15 protein-coding genes are annotated in these 15,317 nt (G+C 35.4%); 14 read left to right on the forward strand and 1 reads right to left on the reverse strand.

Annotation, left to right across the window (positions count from 1 at the left end; all coding sequences use genetic code 11):
- The first annotated feature begins 8 nt into the window (after positions 1–8).
- Together ILT06_RS13025 and ILT06_RS13030 are read left to right on the forward strand one after the other, a co-directional pair.
- The gene (locus ILT06_RS13025; protein WP_046956545.1) at positions 9–665 is read left to right on the forward strand and encodes a YneB family resolvase-like protein; all 657 of its coding nucleotides are present in this window, start codon (positions 9–11) and stop codon (positions 663–665) included.
- Positions 666–710: 45 nt separating this feature from the next.
- Complete coding sequence (locus ILT06_RS13030) at positions 711–950, forward strand: DUF896 domain-containing protein (RefSeq protein ID WP_001190582.1); 240 nt, start codon at positions 711–713, stop codon at positions 948–950.
- Positions 951–989: 39 nt separating this feature from the next.
- Here the strand turns inward: ILT06_RS13030 and ILT06_RS13035 are convergent, their stop codons facing one another.
- Positions 990–2,573 carry a bifunctional metallophosphatase/5'-nucleotidase gene (locus ILT06_RS13035; protein WP_081257429.1) on the reverse strand — a complete coding sequence of 528 codons (1,584 nt, stop codon included), beginning with the start codon at positions 2,571–2,573 and terminating at the stop codon, positions 990–992.
- Between the two features lie 184 nt (positions 2,574–2,757).
- Between ILT06_RS13035 and ILT06_RS13040 the strand changes: the two genes are divergently transcribed.
- The 12 genes from ILT06_RS13040 (at position 2,758) to ILT06_RS13095 (ending at position 15,177) form a co-directional block, all read left to right on the forward strand.
- The gene (locus ILT06_RS13040) at positions 2,758–3,696 is read left to right on the forward strand and encodes a phosphate/phosphite/phosphonate ABC transporter substrate-binding protein (RefSeq protein ID WP_064477029.1); all 939 of its coding nucleotides are present in this window, start codon (positions 2,758–2,760) and stop codon (positions 3,694–3,696) included.
- Positions 3,697–3,780: 84 nt separating this feature from the next.
- Positions 3,781–4,554 carry a phosphonate ABC transporter ATP-binding protein gene (phnC, locus tag ILT06_RS13045; RefSeq protein ID WP_088047009.1) on the forward strand — a complete coding sequence of 258 codons (774 nt, stop codon included), beginning with the start codon at positions 3,781–3,783 and terminating at the stop codon, positions 4,552–4,554.
- Positions 4,551–5,345 carry a phosphonate ABC transporter, permease protein PhnE gene (phnE, locus tag ILT06_RS13050; RefSeq protein WP_064477027.1) on the forward strand — a complete coding sequence of 265 codons (795 nt, stop codon included), beginning with the start codon at positions 4,551–4,553 and terminating at the stop codon, positions 5,343–5,345. Before phnC ends, phnE (ILT06_RS13050) begins: the two co-directional genes overlap by 4 nt.
- A complete protein-coding gene (gene phnE, locus ILT06_RS13055; protein ID WP_064477026.1) occupies positions 5,345–6,148 on the forward strand; it encodes a phosphonate ABC transporter, permease protein PhnE in 804 nt (267 codons plus the stop codon). Before phnE (ILT06_RS13050) ends, phnE (ILT06_RS13055) begins: the two co-directional genes overlap by 1 nt.
- A gap of 74 nt (positions 6,149–6,222) precedes the next feature.
- The gene (locus ILT06_RS13060) at positions 6,223–6,705 is read left to right on the forward strand and encodes a coproporphyrinogen III oxidase (protein WP_088047011.1); all 483 of its coding nucleotides are present in this window, start codon (positions 6,223–6,225) and stop codon (positions 6,703–6,705) included.
- A 223-nt stretch (positions 6,706–6,928) separates the two neighbouring features.
- On the forward strand, positions 6,929–8,929 hold the full coding sequence (gene tkt / locus ILT06_RS13065) for a transketolase (RefSeq protein ID WP_064477024.1): 2,001 nt from the start codon (positions 6,929–6,931) through the stop codon (positions 8,927–8,929).
- Between the two features lie 156 nt (positions 8,930–9,085).
- Entirely contained in the window at positions 9,086–9,526 is a 441-nt protein-coding gene (sirA, locus tag ILT06_RS13070) for a sporulation inhibitor of replication protein SirA (RefSeq protein ID WP_048562540.1), read from the forward strand.
- A gap of 78 nt (positions 9,527–9,604) precedes the next feature.
- The gene (locus ILT06_RS13075) at positions 9,605–9,826 is read left to right on the forward strand and encodes a YneF family protein (protein ID WP_001123316.1); all 222 of its coding nucleotides are present in this window, start codon (positions 9,605–9,607) and stop codon (positions 9,824–9,826) included.
- Between the two features lie 125 nt (positions 9,827–9,951).
- Positions 9,952–11,703, forward strand: a complete 1,752-nt coding sequence (locus ILT06_RS13080) for an ABC transporter ATP-binding protein (RefSeq protein ID WP_064477023.1) — start codon at positions 9,952–9,954, stop codon at positions 11,701–11,703.
- A complete protein-coding gene (locus tag ILT06_RS13085) occupies positions 11,703–13,466 on the forward strand; it encodes an ABC transporter ATP-binding protein (RefSeq protein WP_064477022.1) in 1,764 nt (587 codons plus the stop codon). Before ILT06_RS13080 ends, ILT06_RS13085 begins: the two co-directional genes overlap by 1 nt.
- A 118-nt stretch (positions 13,467–13,584) precedes the next feature.
- Entirely contained in the window at positions 13,585–14,604 is a 1,020-nt protein-coding gene (locus ILT06_RS13090; protein ID WP_088047013.1) for a nuclease-related domain-containing protein, read from the forward strand.
- A gap of 6 nt (positions 14,605–14,610) precedes the next feature.
- Positions 14,611–15,177 carry a hypothetical protein gene (locus tag ILT06_RS13095; RefSeq protein ID WP_088047014.1) on the forward strand — a complete coding sequence of 189 codons (567 nt, stop codon included), beginning with the start codon at positions 14,611–14,613 and terminating at the stop codon, positions 15,175–15,177.
- Positions 15,178–15,317: the final 140 nt, after the last annotated feature.

Consider the following 15,317-nt stretch of genomic DNA (forward strand, 5'->3'; position numbering starts at 1 on the left):
GGTTCAAAATGAATGCAATTATTTATGCACGTGTGAGCACAACAAAAGAAGAACAGGAAACATCATTATTGCGTCAAAAAGATGAATTATTGCATTTAGCTGAGCGCTATCAAATGAATGTTGTAAAGGTGATTGAGGAGCAGGCTAGTGGTTATACAATTGAACGTGATGGCATATTAGAAGTGCTAGATACAATTCGCGATGAACAAGTTGATGTACTTCTCATACAAGATGAAACGCGCCTTGGTAGAGGGAATGCAAAGATTGCATTAATGCACTGTTTACATAAAGAGGGAATAAAAGTATATACGCATACGCATAATGGAGAATTAGAACTTTCTGACTCTGATTCGATGGTGCTAGATATAATTGGGATTGTTGAAGAGTATCAAAGAAAAATCCACAATTTAAAAATTAAACGTGGCATGCAAAGAGCGGTAGAGAAAGGATTTCGTCCAGAGAATAATTTGAAAAATCGTCATTTAAGTATAGGACGTGAGAAAAAAGAAGTGCCAATTGAGGAAATTGTACGTTTACGCCGGAATGAATTAACTTTTGAAGAAATTGCAGCAACACTTCGTGGTTTTGGTCATGATGTTTCAAAAGCAACTGTACATCGAAGATATGTAGAATATACAAAGCAATTGCTTGATAAAGAGGACTAACTATTGTATGATAATAATCAGTTTTGAGTAAAAGGGGGATTCGAGATGCAAAGTCACGAACTCATTGAACGCATTAACTTCTTAGCGAAAAAAGCAAAAGCTGAAGGTTTAACTGAAGAAGAACAACGTGAGCGCCAATCGCTACGTGAACAATATTTAAAAGGATTTCGTCAAAATATGTTAAACGAACTTAAAGGAATTAAAGTTGTTAACGAAGAAGGTACTGATGTTACACCGGCGAAATTAAAAGCTTTAAAAAAGCAAGATAATGCAAAATTAAACTAAAAGATGGGCGAAGCCCATCTTTTTTATTTATTATATCCGCTATTTAATAACTTTCCAGTTGTTATTGACTGTTGCTTCTATCTTTTTGTGCTTCAATATATAGTTAGCGATAAGTTCAGACATATCTGTTGGTATGTCTTTTATTACGGGCTTATTTTGAAACATAAAGAAGTTCCCTCCGCCGCTTGCACGATAATTATTCATAACGACGTCATATTCTTCATTCATATGAAGTGGAGCGCCTTTATACTGTAAGGATTCTACTCTCTCGCCAATTGGTTTGGAAATGTTTAATACGTACGAAATTCCTTCCCACATATCGTAATTATAGTGTTGCGGCTTTGGTTCTATGTAGGTAGGGTTTACGATGATAGTTCCATCTGCTTTTAATATGAAATAAGAAGCAGAGAGTTCAAGGGCATCTTTTATATCCGCTCCAGTTATTCTAATTACTTTTAATGTATTTGGATAAATATAATTAGAAACGATGTCACGCATTGTTACGCGATTCGGGAAACCTGGAGATGTATTATGGAATAAGCTTGTACAAGAAATGGAAACATTAGCTATATCCATCTGTATTTTATTTATGAATTCAATAAAAGGATGGTCTTGCAAACGAGTTTGCATAGCATCTGAAATTTGCATGTCCCCATAGATTACTCCAATAGGTTGATCGAGCCAATTTTGTGTTTTTTCTTCATAATCGGCAACCAAGGAAAGAATATCTTGGTCAGCCTCAATTCCTTGTACGGGCAATAATTGTGAGTAACTCTCTTTTTTTACCCATTTTTTTTCTGTTTTTTCGAATGTTACTGTTACTTTTCCAACGGAGTGTCCATTGCATCCAGTCTGTAAAATTGTTACACCATTCATTACGGTGTGAGCGATTTCCCGGTGTTGGTGGCCTGTTAGTAAAATGTCTATGCCTTGAATTTCATGGTACATTGCATATCCTTGGTTTTCACCTGTTAAAACTTCAGTCGGTACCCCAGTTTGTAAGTCGCGTTCAAATCCCCCATGGTAGGCTACGATCAATAAATCTGGTTTCTCGTGTTCGCGAATGTAAGAAACCCATCTTTTTGTTGTCTCTAATGCATCTTCAAATTGTAAATCTTGAATGTGATGGGGTTGTTCCCAATTGGGAATGTAATGCGTTGTCACCCCTAAAATAGCAATTTTTATATTTGATTCAATATGTTTTATTATATATGGTTTCCCGAAATAAGGTTCTTTTCTGTTTTTATCTAAAATATTTGCTGATAGATACGGGAAGTTTGCAGTAGAAATAGCATTATTTAATATGTCCATTCCATAATTAAATTCATGATTCCCAATAACTGCAGCATCATAGCGTAAATAGTTCGCTAATAAAGACATTGGATTTTTCTTATCTTCTTCATATGTAGCGTAATGATAAGTAAAGGGTGTTCCTTGTATGAAGTCACCGTTATCAATTAAAAGAACGTTTCTATTTTGGGAACGTTCTTTTTTTATAAGAGTAGAAATTTTGGCTAAACCAATTTCAGCTTGGGAGTTATCTTGGTAGTGAATTGGATAAACAGTGCCATGTATATCACTTGTTAAAAAAATGTTTAAAGTTACAATTTGATTTGGATTCAATATCATTCACCTTTTCTATTGTTATCTACTAATTAAGCATATCAAATATATGAAGAGAATTTTAATGAGAATGTATAGAATGTGTAAAGATTCTGTAAATAAGGAATTATCCGTAAAAATGTGTGATATATTTCTTCATGTTTACGGAAGACAATTTTATAACAACAAAAATGGAGGCATTAATATGTTGAAAAAAGTTTTTGCAATGAGTACGACAGTTGTACTAGCGGCGGGATTATTAAGTGGTTGTGGAACGAAAGAATCAAGTGCAAGTAAAACTGAAGATACGAAAAAAGGTTATGTACCGAAGACTTTAAATGTTCAATTTGTTCCTTCTCAAAATGCAGATACATTAGAGGCAAAGGCAAAACCATTGGAAAAGCTACTAAGTGATAAATTAAATATTCCGGTAAAAGTTAGTATTTCAACGAATTACAATACAATTGTAGAAGCGATGGCGTCTAAGCAAGTAGATGTAGGTTTTTTACCTCCAACAGCGTATGTGCTAGCGCATGAGAAAAAGGCTGCAAACGTAATTTTACAAGCACAACGTTTTGGAGTAGATGATGGAACAGGAGCCCCTACAAAGGATTTAGTAGACTTTTATAAATCTGAGTTTGTAGTTAAGAAAGATTCAAATATTAACAGTGTAAAAGATTTAAAAGGTAAAAAAATTGGCTATCAAGATGTAACGTCATCAGCAGGGTATGTATGGCCTGCGGCTGTATTGTTAAAAGAGGGAATTGATCCGCTAAAGGATGTGAAACCTGTTACACTAAAAGGTCACGATCAGTCGCTTATTGCTCTTTTAAATGGTGATGTAGATGCAGCTGTTGTATTCCAAGATGCTCGTAATATTGTGAAAAAAGATTATCCGAATATATTCGATCAAACGAAAATAGTGAAATTTACGGAAAAAATTCCAAACGATACGATTTCGGTACGTTCTGATTTAGATGCAGAGTGGAGTAAGAAATTACAGGATGCTTTCATTGAAATAGGAAAGAATGAGGAAGGTCACAAAATCATTAAAGAAGTATATTCACATGAAGGATATGTTAAATCTGATGATAGTAAATTTGATATCGTTCGTGAATATGGAAAGAAAGTAAAAACGCAATAATACATATGGAAATGGCAGCTAACTGGAAGGTGTATGTTTCCAGTTAGTTTGCCGTTTTGAATACATAGAAGGTAGGTAAGATGTGTGATAGAATTTCGAAATGTTTCCAAAATGTATCCGAATGGTACAAAAGGATTGAATAATATAAACTTGAACATTCAAAAAGGTGAGTTTGTTGTAATGGTAGGGCTGTCCGGAGCTGGAAAATCTACACTTCTCAGATCGGTAAATCGCCTTCATGAGATTACAGAAGGCGAAATTATAATTGAAGGTGAGTCTATTACTGCTGCGAAAGGAAAAGGATTACGACGCATGCGCCGGGATATTGGCATGATTTTTCAAAGTTTTAACCTTGTAAAGCGATCCACGGTATTGAAGAATGTATTGGCTGGGCGTGTTGGATATCATTCGACACTGCGTACAACGTTAGGTCTATTTCCAAAAGAAGATTTGGAGCTTGCCTTTCAATCGTTAAAAAGGGTGAATATTTTAGAAAAAGCATATGCGCGAGCTGATGAATTATCAGGAGGACAACAGCAACGCGTATCGATTGCTAGAGCGTTGGCGCAAGAAGCAAAAATCATATTGGCAGATGAACCTGTTGCGTCGTTAGATCCGCTAACAACGAAGCAAGTATTAGATGATTTGAAAAAAATTAATGAAGATTTTGGGATTACAACAATTGTAAACTTACATTCTATTGATTTAGCTAGGCAATATGCGACACGCGTTATTGGATTACATGCAGGCGAAATTGTTTTTGATGGTTCTGTAGACGAGGCAACGGATGAAAAATTTGCTGAAATTTATGGAGACGTAGCGCAGAAAAGTGAATTATTAAAGGTGGCAGTTAAATGAATGATGTGACGATATATTCAAAATCGATACCGAAGCCGCCAAGTAAGTTGAAACATATGTTAACGGTTATTCTAGTTATTTTACTGTTGTGGGGAAGTAGTATACAGGTCGACGCATCATTTTCAAAACTAGTAGTTGGTTTTCCTAATATGATGGACTTATTAAAAGAGATGGTGCCGCCAGATTGGAGTTATTTTCAAGTTATTACAACAGCGATGTTAGATACAATACGTATGGCGATTATTGGAACGACTTTAGGAGCGATTTTAGCTATTCCACTGGCACTATTTGCGGCAAGTAATGTGTTTACTAGTGCATTTTTGTACGGTCCAGCTCGATTGGTTTTAAACTTTATCCGAACGATACCAGATTTATTATTAGCGGCAATTTTCGTAGCTATTTTTGGAATAGGACCACTTCCAGGTATTTTGGCTCTTACTTTTTTCTCAATTGGGCTCGTGGCAAAATTGTTGTATGAGTCAATGGAATCAATTGATCCAGGTCCATTAGAAGCGATGACGGCAGTAGGAGCAAATAAAGTGCAATGGATCGTGTATGGGGTAATTCCGCAAGTGAAAGCACATTTTGTCTCCTATGTTCTTTATACATTTGAGGTGAACGTACGTGCAGCAGCTGTTTTAGGTTTAGTAGGAGCAGGTGGTATTGGGTTATATTATGACCGTACACTTGGATTTTTACAATATCAACAAACTGCATCTATTATTATTTATACCCTTGTTGTTGTATTGTTAATTGATTATGTAAGTACATTGTTGCGGGAGAAATTATAATGAGTAAAACGACGATAATTGTACCAAAACCGAAGAAACCGAGTGTGTATCGCTGGTTTGTTTTTATAGCACTTGCATTTGTTTATGTATGGGCTTTTTCAGGAGTCCCGCTAGAGGGAATAAAGGATACGGCAGGAGAAATTACAAAAGCAATTATGACAGGTGTATTGAGTCCAGATTGGTCGTATGTATCTTTGCCAGATGGTGAAGATTTATTACATGGTTTAATTGATACGTTGGCAATTGCGATATTAGGTACATTTATTTCTGCCTTTTTATCTATTCCATTCGCTTTTTGGGCGGCAACGAATATGAGCAGTGGAAAATTAACGTCAGGAACTGGGAAATTTGTACTTAGTTTTGTTCGTACATTTCCTGAATTAGTTATGGCCATTTTATTTATAAAAGCTGTTGGACCAGGCTCTTTTGCCGGAGTTCTAGCTTTAGGGTTACACTCTATTGGAATGTTAGGGAAATTATATTCAGAAGGAATTGAAAATATAGATAAGGGACCGACGGAAGCATTAATAGCTACAGGCGCAAATCGGTTTCAAATACTTTGGTATGCAGTATTGCCACAAGTATTACCGGATTTTCTATCATATACGTTATACAGGTTCGAAATTAATGTACGATCCGCTGCCATTTTAGGTGTTATTGGAGCAGGTGGGATTGGGACACCGTTAATTTTTGCACTGAGTTCACGCAATTGGTCTCGTGTGGGTATTATTTTATTGGGTATCATTTTAATGGTAATTATCATTGACTTTATTTCAAGTTCGATACGGAAGAAAATTGTATAATTTATTTTAAGCACCTATAAAAGGTGCTTTTTTATATAATAAGAATAATAAATGTGAGCAATAGGGGGGATAATTTGGCTTTACAGCACGAGTTTGTATTTGTTTCAAATGAAAAAAAAGGGTTGGATTTTATAGGTATAGATTGGATTGAACTTTGTTTTCTATATAAAGAAGAGGCAACGATAGATGAGTGTGTCGTATTAAGTGATGAGCTAATCGTATATCTATTAGATTTTACCCATTGGATTCCGACCTATTATCCAGCGAAAAGAGCAGAAGGATTTGGAATTCACTATTATGGTATTACGAAAATAGAACAGCAAGGAGCAGTGATAGCAGAACAGTTATTTTGTTCGCTAGTTAACATGTTTTCTCTAGCGCCAGAAACAATCGAACTGACAGGTCAGTTTCGATGGGGAAATGATAATAATACTGATGGAGAATATGAAAGATACGTATTTGATCGAGATAAATTATGCCAAGATTTAAATTCTTTTATTCGTTTGCTTTGCAGAGTGGAAAATGGGGAAGGATATATTTTGCATTATGGAATTTGAAAATGATGAATAAATATACAGATAATTCCTTTTCTTTTTAAAATAAAAACAATGAAAAAGTATGTCATATTGAATACCCATACATTCCCGAAATCATTGATTTTTTTATGAAAAACCAAAAAAATATCAACATATTTGTCGATACATGTTGTATAATCTTGCGTGGGAAGCTATCATATAAATGTATAAAACGTTTACTAATATAAGCGAAGGGAAGAATAGCATGTCACATTCAATCGAACAACTTTCTATCAACACGATTCGCACATTATCCATCGATGCGATTGAAAAAGCAAACTCTGGTCACCCAGGAATGCCAATGGGTGCAGCACCAATGGCTTATACATTATGGACTCAATTTATGAAACACAATCCAAATAACCCAACGTGGTTTAACCGTGATCGTTTCGTATTATCTGCAGGTCATGGTTCAATGTTACTATACAGCCTACTTCACCTATCTGGTTATGATCTAACAATGGATGATTTAAAGAACTTCCGTCAATGGGGAAGCAAAACTCCAGGACATCCTGAGTACGGTCATACAGCAGGTGTAGACGCAACTACTGGTCCACTTGGACAAGGTATTGCAACTGCTGTAGGTATGGCAATGGCTGAAAGACATTTAGCGGCTAAATATAACCGTGATGCGTATAATGTAGTAGATCATCATACATACGCTATTTGTGGTGATGGAGATTTAATGGAAGGCGTTTCTGCTGAAGCATCTTCATTAGCTGCTCATTTACAATTAGGTCGTCTAGTTGTGCTTTACGATTCAAATGATATTTCATTAGATGGCGATTTAAATCGTTCATTCTCTGAAAGTGTAGAAGATCGTTACAAAGCATACGGATGGCAAGTAATCCGTGTTGAGGATGGAAACGATATTGAAGCTATCGCGAAAGCAATTGAAGAAGCGAAAGCTGACGAAAAACGCCCAACGCTAATTGAAGTAAGAACGACAATTGGTTTCGGTTCTCCAAACAAATCAGGAAAATCAGCTTCACATGGTTCTCCACTTGGTGTAGACGAAACAAAATTAACGAAAGAAGCATATGCTTGGACTGCTGAGCAAGACTTCCATGTAGCAGAAGAAGTATATGACAACTTCCGTAAAACAGTACAAGATGTGGGTGAAACTGCGCAAGCAGAGTGGAACACTATGCTAGGTGAATATGCACAAGCATATCCAGAATTAGCAAACGAACTGCAAACAGCAATGAATGGTCTTCTTCCAGAAGGTTGGGAGCAAAACTTACCAACTTATGAATTAGGATCAAAAGCAGCAACTCGTAATTCTTCAGGTGCTGTAATTAATGCAATTGCAGAGTCTGTACCATCATTCTTCGGTGGATCTGCTGACCTTGCTGGTTCTAACAAAACATACATGAATAACGAAAAAGACTTTACAAGAGATGATTACAGCGGTAAAAACATTTGGTACGGTGTACGTGAGTTTGCAATGGGTGCAGCAATGAACGGTATTGCACTACATGGCGGTTTAAAAACTTACGGTGGTACGTTCTTCGTATTCTCTGATTACTTACGTCCAGCAATTCGTCTTGCAGCATTAATGCAATTGCCAGTAACGTATGTATTCACACACGACAGTATCGCTGTTGGTGAAGACGGCCCAACACATGAACCAGTCGAGCAATTAGCAGCGCTTCGTGCAATGCCAAATGTATCTGTTATTCGTCCAGCTGATGGTAACGAATCTGTTGCAGCTTGGAGACTAGCTCTAGAATCTACAAACAAACCAACCGCTTTAGTATTAACTCGTCAAGACCTTCCAACATTAGAAGGTGCAAAAGACGATACGTATGAAAAAGTAGCAAAAGGTGCATATGTAGTTTCTGCAAGCAAGAAAGAAACGGCTGATGTAATCTTACTTGCAACTGGATCTGAAGTAAGTCTAGCTATTGAAGCACAAAAAGTTCTATCAGTAGACGGCGTTGACGCAGCTGTTGTCAGCATGCCATCTATGGATCGCTTTGAAGCTCAAACTGCTGAGTACAAAGAATCTGTATTACCAAAAGCAGTAACAAAACGTTTCGCAATCGAAATGGGTGCTACATTCGGATGGCACCGTTACGTAGGTCTTGAAGGAGATGTGTTAGGTATCGATACATTCGGTGCTTCTGCTCCTGGTGAGAAGATTATGGAAGAGTATGGATTTACTGTAGAGAACGTTGTTCGTAAAGTAAAAGAAATGCTTTAATGATTTTAGAAAAATCTCTCCGGCATGGAGAGGTTTTTCTATGTAAATGAGTTTTTTCGACAGAAAAAGTTTTTTATCTCTCCGCAGTCAGACAATCATTGCAAAATTTCTTCTATATAATGAAGAGAAAAGGTTGTCCAGATTGGGAGGCAAAAGATGAAAACGTATGAATTGTATTTAATTCAAGAGGATATTGCGAAAGCTTACTTTGGTCGTGAATATTTGTTTTTTGATTTATTTGCTCGATTTTCAGAATCTGGGTCCCTTTCAGAGAAAAAAGTGTTATATAAACAAATGATGTATATAACGAGACCATTACAAGTAATGAAAATTCATCATAAATTAGAACAAGCTTTACGGGTTCTTGGTAAATATGATCGAACACATCATACACATACACTTTATACAGGAGCGGAATACGGTGAAATAATGGTGAAACCACACTATATTCGCATGAATACCTCTGGAAACGTTTCTATGGAAACGACCTTCTTTGAGGTGTTAAGAAAGTGTGAATTAACATTTTTAGCTATGGATTATGAAAATACAAAGTACGGATGGCTGAATCCTCTAAAACAAGTACGAACATATGTGTAAAAAATGTCGAATTGTATCTTGTCTTATTGAAAAGGTTTTAGTACACTGTAAGGTAGACAACATGAAGGAGGAAAATATATGCCGATTTGGTTAGGTATTCTAGTGGGCGTAGTGGCACTAGTAGCAGGTGTGGCGTTAGGATTTTTCATTGCCCGCAAATACATGATGAACTACTTAGAAAAAAATCCACCAATTAATGAACAAATGTTAAAAATGATGATGATGCAAATGGGACAAAAACCTTCCCAAAAGAAAATCAATCAAATGATGAGCGCGATGAGCAAGCAACAAACAAAATAAGCGCTAAAGGGCACTCGATAAGAGTGCCCTTTCCTATTGGGTTTTTTGAAGTGTTTAAAACTTTTAAAAATTCAGTATTTTTGGTAAACTGAAAACATCGCTCATTTTAAGAGAGGAGGATAAAAATGAAGGTATTTATTAATTTAGCGTGGTTTTTTAAACAAGAAAAACGAGCGTACATAATTGGAATTATTATGTTATTTGGTGTCGCGCTTCTTGAACTTGTAGCTCCGAAAGTACTAGGTATTGTAGTAGATGAAATTAATAATGGAACATTAACATCTGAAAAATTGTTGAAGTGGGTTATTCTGTTAGTAGTTGTAGGGATTACTATGTACATATTACGTTATTTATGGCGTATTATGATTTTTGGATCTTCGTTAAAACTAGCCCGTCAATTACGAAAGAATCTATATGAACATTTTACAAAGATGAGCCCATCTTTCTATCAATCACGTCGTACGGGTGATTTGATGGCGCATGCGACTAATGATATTCAGGCGATTCAACAAACTGCTGGATCGGGCGTTTTAACACTTGTTGACTCATTAGCGGTTGGGGGATGTGTACTCGTAGCGATGGGTTTTACAATTAGTTGGAAGTTAACATTGTTAAGCTTAATTCCAATGCCGATTGTAGCGATTTCGACAAATTATTATGGAACGTTATTACATAAAAGGTTTCATAAAGCGCAGCAATCGTTTTCAGAAATCAATGATAAAGTGCAAGAGAGTATGAGTGGGATGAAGGTAATTCGATCACTTGGACAAGAGAAAGAAGATTTACAAGCATTTCGAAAAAAATCAGAAGATGTTGTACATAAAAATATGTTAGTCGCACGTATTGATTCGTTGTTTGATCCGACAATCTCTCTTATCGTTGGATTTTCTTTTTTAATTGCAGTGTGTTACGGGTCAGTATTAGTTGTGAGGGGTGAATTAACTGTAGGTGATCTCGTTACATTTACAACGTATTTAGGTACCCTCGTTTGGCCAATGTTAGCCTTTGGATGGTTGTTCAACATTATGGAGCGTGGGCGTGCTTCGTATGACCGTGTAGAAAAAATTCTCTCGCAAAAATCAGATGTAGTAAATAGAGAAGATGCTGTACATAAAGTAGCAAGCGGTGATGTTACATTTGCGGTCAATTCATTTTCATATAAGAAAAATGAACTGTTACAGCTAATAGATGTTCACTTTGATTTGAAGAAGGGTGAAACACTAGGAGTTGTTGGACGTACAGGAGCAGGGAAAACGACTTTATTAAAATGTTTAATCCGTGAGTATGATCATTTTAGTGGTGAATTAAAAGTTGGGGAGCGGGATATTCGCGATGTAACACTTTACGGTGTCCGTTCTGCCATTTCATACGTGCCGCAAGATCATTTTTTATTTTCAGCGAGTATTGGGGAGAATATTGCCTTCGGAAAGGCGGATGCTACATATAATGAAATAATTCGCGCTGCAGAGATTGCTTGTATTCATAATGACATCCTCCAATTTTCAGAAGGGTATGAAACGGTAGTAGGAGAAAGAGGCGTTTCGTTATCTGGAGGCCAAAAACAGAGAATCTCTATTGCACGTGCTTTATTAACGAATGCGGAAATTTTAATTTTAGATGATTGTTTATCAGCGGTAGATGCAAAAACAGAAGAAACGATTTTAAATGCATTAAAGAGGGAAAGAGCAGGAAAAACAACGATTATTACTGCTCATCGTTTAAGTGCAATTCAACATGCCAATCTTATACTTGTTGTGGATGAAGGCAGAATTGTGCAACGAGGTACACATGAACAATTAATGGAAGAAAACGGTTGGTATAAAGAAATGTACGAGAGCCAGCAGTTAGAAGCATTAGTCGAGAAAGGAGGCGTATGATGACAGGGAAGAAGCGGAGTGATTTAAGTAGATTACTTTCTTATATGAAGCCATATAAAAGGTTGCTATCTTTAGCATTTATCTTTTTAGTTGGTGCAACTGTAACTGAAATGATGGGTCCTTTTTTAATTAAACAATTTCTTGATGAACATTTAGTACCACGTAACTTTGATCAATCAGCACTTGTTACTCTATTTGTAGTGTATCTTATTGCTCACTTATTAAAAGTATTATTTACTTATTTAGACTTATTGTATTTTCAAAATATCGCTTTTAAAATTGTTCAAGATATGCGTGTTGAAGTATATGATCATGTTCAAAAGTTATCATTAAGTTTCTTTGATCGTACGCCGATTGGTACGCTTGTATCGCGCATAACGAATGATACGGAAGCAATTAAAGATTTTTATGTCAGTGTATTATCCACATTTGTCAAAAATGTAGTCTTTTTAATAGGTATTTTAGTAGCAATGTTTTTATTAAATGTAAAACTAGCTCTATTTTCTCTCGTATTAATTCCAATAATGTTTGCAATTATGGTGCTATATCGCCGGAAGAGTGCAGCCTTTTATTTAGAAGTACGTAATCAATTAAGCGTGTTAAATGCAAAGTTAAATGAGTCCATTCAAGGAATGAATATTGTCCAAGTGTTCAGACAAGAAAAGCGTATGAGAAAAGAGTTTGAAGAAGTGAATAATAAACATTATAGTGCAGGGCGGCGGACGTTAAAATTAGACGCGTTACTTTTACGTCCAGCAACTGATTTAGTTCATATTGTCGCTATTGCGTTAGTACTTGGTTTATTTGGAATTGATGCTTTGAAGAGTCCTGTTGAAGTAGGTGTCTTATATGCGTTTGTTAACTATATACATCGTTTCTTCCAGCCTGTAAATGAGATGATGATGAAATTATCATTTTTCCAACAGGCACTTGTTTCATCATCACGTGTATTTCATTTAATGGACGAGAAAGATTTAGCGCCAGTTCAAAAAGGAGATGGAAATCCTCAAGTCGTTAATGGAGAAATTGAATTTAAAAATGTTACTTTTTCGTATGATGGAAAACGTGATGTTTTAAAAAATGTATCTTTTCACGTGAAACAGGGGCAAACAGTGGCTTTCGTTGGGCACACTGGTAGCGGAAAAAGTACTATTATGAATTTGTTAATGCGATTTTATAATATTAAGTCCGGAAATATTGTAATAGATGGTGTAGATTTAGAGAGATTTGAAGAAAGAGAAATTAGAAAGAAAATAGGGCTCGTATTGCAAGATGCATTTTTATTTGCGGGAAATGTAAAACAAAATATTCGTATGTACAATGAAGAAATTACGGATGAAGAAGTAAAAGAAGCGGCACAATTTGTGCAAGCGAATACGTTTATTGAAAAATTACCAGAACAGTATGAAACGGAAGTAGTAGAAAGAGGAGCTGCATTTTCTAGTGGTCAACGACAATTAATTGCTTTTGCTAGAACGATAGCAACGAATCCGAAAGTATTAGTATTAGATGAAGCCACAGCTAATATTGATACAGAAACAGAAGATGCGATCCAAACAGCATTACAGCAAATGCGAAAAGGGAGAACGACTATAGCAATTGCACACAGATTATCTACAATTCAAGATGCAGATCAAATTTTTGTTATGCATGATGGAGAAATAGTAGAAAGAGGAACACATCAAGAATTACTGAGTGAGCAAGGGTTGTATTATAATATGTATTTACTACAAAATAAAGGGAATTTACAAAAGGCCTTGTAAAATTACAAGGTCTTTTGACTGCACGTGAAATTTTTACAAAAAATATACGAATAACATAGTATAATGTAGTAGAAATGTGTATGGAGAATAGTAGGAAACGAAATAAAGGAGAAAAGATATGGATTATGTGCTAATAGGTGTAATTTTATTATTATTAGCTGCAGTATTTGTGCTGTTCTATAAAAATAAACAGTTAGAATCAGAGAGCCAGCAAGTAGAATTTGAAAAGAAGCAAGCAATTGAAACGTATGAAACTGAAATTGCAGCTACGGTTACAGAGCATAAAGAACAACAAAATACATTGAAAAATATGGAACAGAAGAAATACAATGATTTACAAATAAGTGCAGCTAGAGAACTTGAAAATATGCGTATGATGAAAAATCAATTAGCTGTGCAACATAGTAAAGAACGCAGTGAAATGCAAGACAAACATAGTAACGAAATACATATGTTTCAAAAGTTAATTGCAAATTTGCGAGAGTATACGAAAAATGGAGCTGAAGTGAATACACACGAAGCATTACATTATATGAAGCGTGGATTCGTAGAACAAGGCATAATACTAGACAATGAATTTCATATTATGCCGAATGTTTTTATTAAAAATCAGCACGGAGGAAATGATTGTCGCATTCATCATCTTGTCTTAAGTAAAACGGGTATGTATCTACTTGAGACGAAAGAATGGACAGGGAAATTAATTCATGGATTAACGAAAGAAAATGCTAGTATATATTCATTTATGATTGATGAAATGGGCAAGTATCAACAAGAGGTAGAGAAAGAAGAGACATTTGAATGCATTACAGGTGAAGATTCATTAACGATACAAGTGAAAAATGAAGGGAATCCAGTATATAGAGCGAAGAAACTATCTCATATTCTATACAATTGTTTGAAAGAAATGCAAGTTGATATTGTAAAGGAAAACGTAAAACCGATTGTATATTTTTATAATGCGAGTGGGAAAGAAGTGCTAGATCTTTCTGAAGAAAAAACGCCGAGATTAAAAGATAGAGAGCAAATTGTAACGTTCTTCAGAAATGAGATCTTAACAGGCAAAGTAATATATACAGATCAAGAGTTAGAAAAACTTCGAGAAATCATTAGCCGGATGAATTATATAATGAATTAAGAAGGGGTGGGCTTTTTGAGTGCTATATTGAGGGGGATTATGTATGTTTATGTTTGTTTGTATATACTAATGTATCTTGCGTTTATTTTTGTAATTGATGCGGTTCATATGTCAGTAAGTGTAAAAAGTATGTTTGTAGTAGTCATGCCATTTGTTTTATTAGTCGTGATTCAAAAATTCGTCTTACGTACTTCTGTAAATCGTAATACAGAAAAGAAACAAATGCTAGGTGTAATAATAGTAGGTTGTATTCTATTGTTAGTGTGCACAGGACAATTAAGTATGAATACATACACTTCAAAGTTTAATCAAGATCGGTGGTTACATGCTGAAGAGAAACGGGTACATATGGTAGATGATCTATTACAAAAATATAAATTAATAGGGAAATCAAATGAAGAAATCACAAAATTATTAGGAGCATCTACTGGAACGAGCAATGGAAAAGACGGTGTTATCACTTCGTACTATCTTGGAACTGAACGTGGCTTTATTCCAATAGATAGTGAACAGCTTGTTTTACAATTTGATAGAGATGGTAGAGTTGTGGAATATAAGGTGCAAAGAGATTAAAGAAACGGAGAGAGAAGCTATATATTATAGCTTCTTTTTTATATTCCAATATAGTAAATGTAGGCAAATAGTAGTCATTCCTATCTATACGAATCGGAATGAGTCTGTTATATTGTAAATGGTTATGTAGTTTAATAGTT

Origin of the sequence: Bacillus sp. 17RED48, assembly GCF_019837545.1 — a bacterium.
Taxonomy (GTDB): Bacteria; Bacillota; Bacilli; order Bacillales; family Bacillaceae_G; genus Bacillus_A; species Bacillus_A wiedmannii.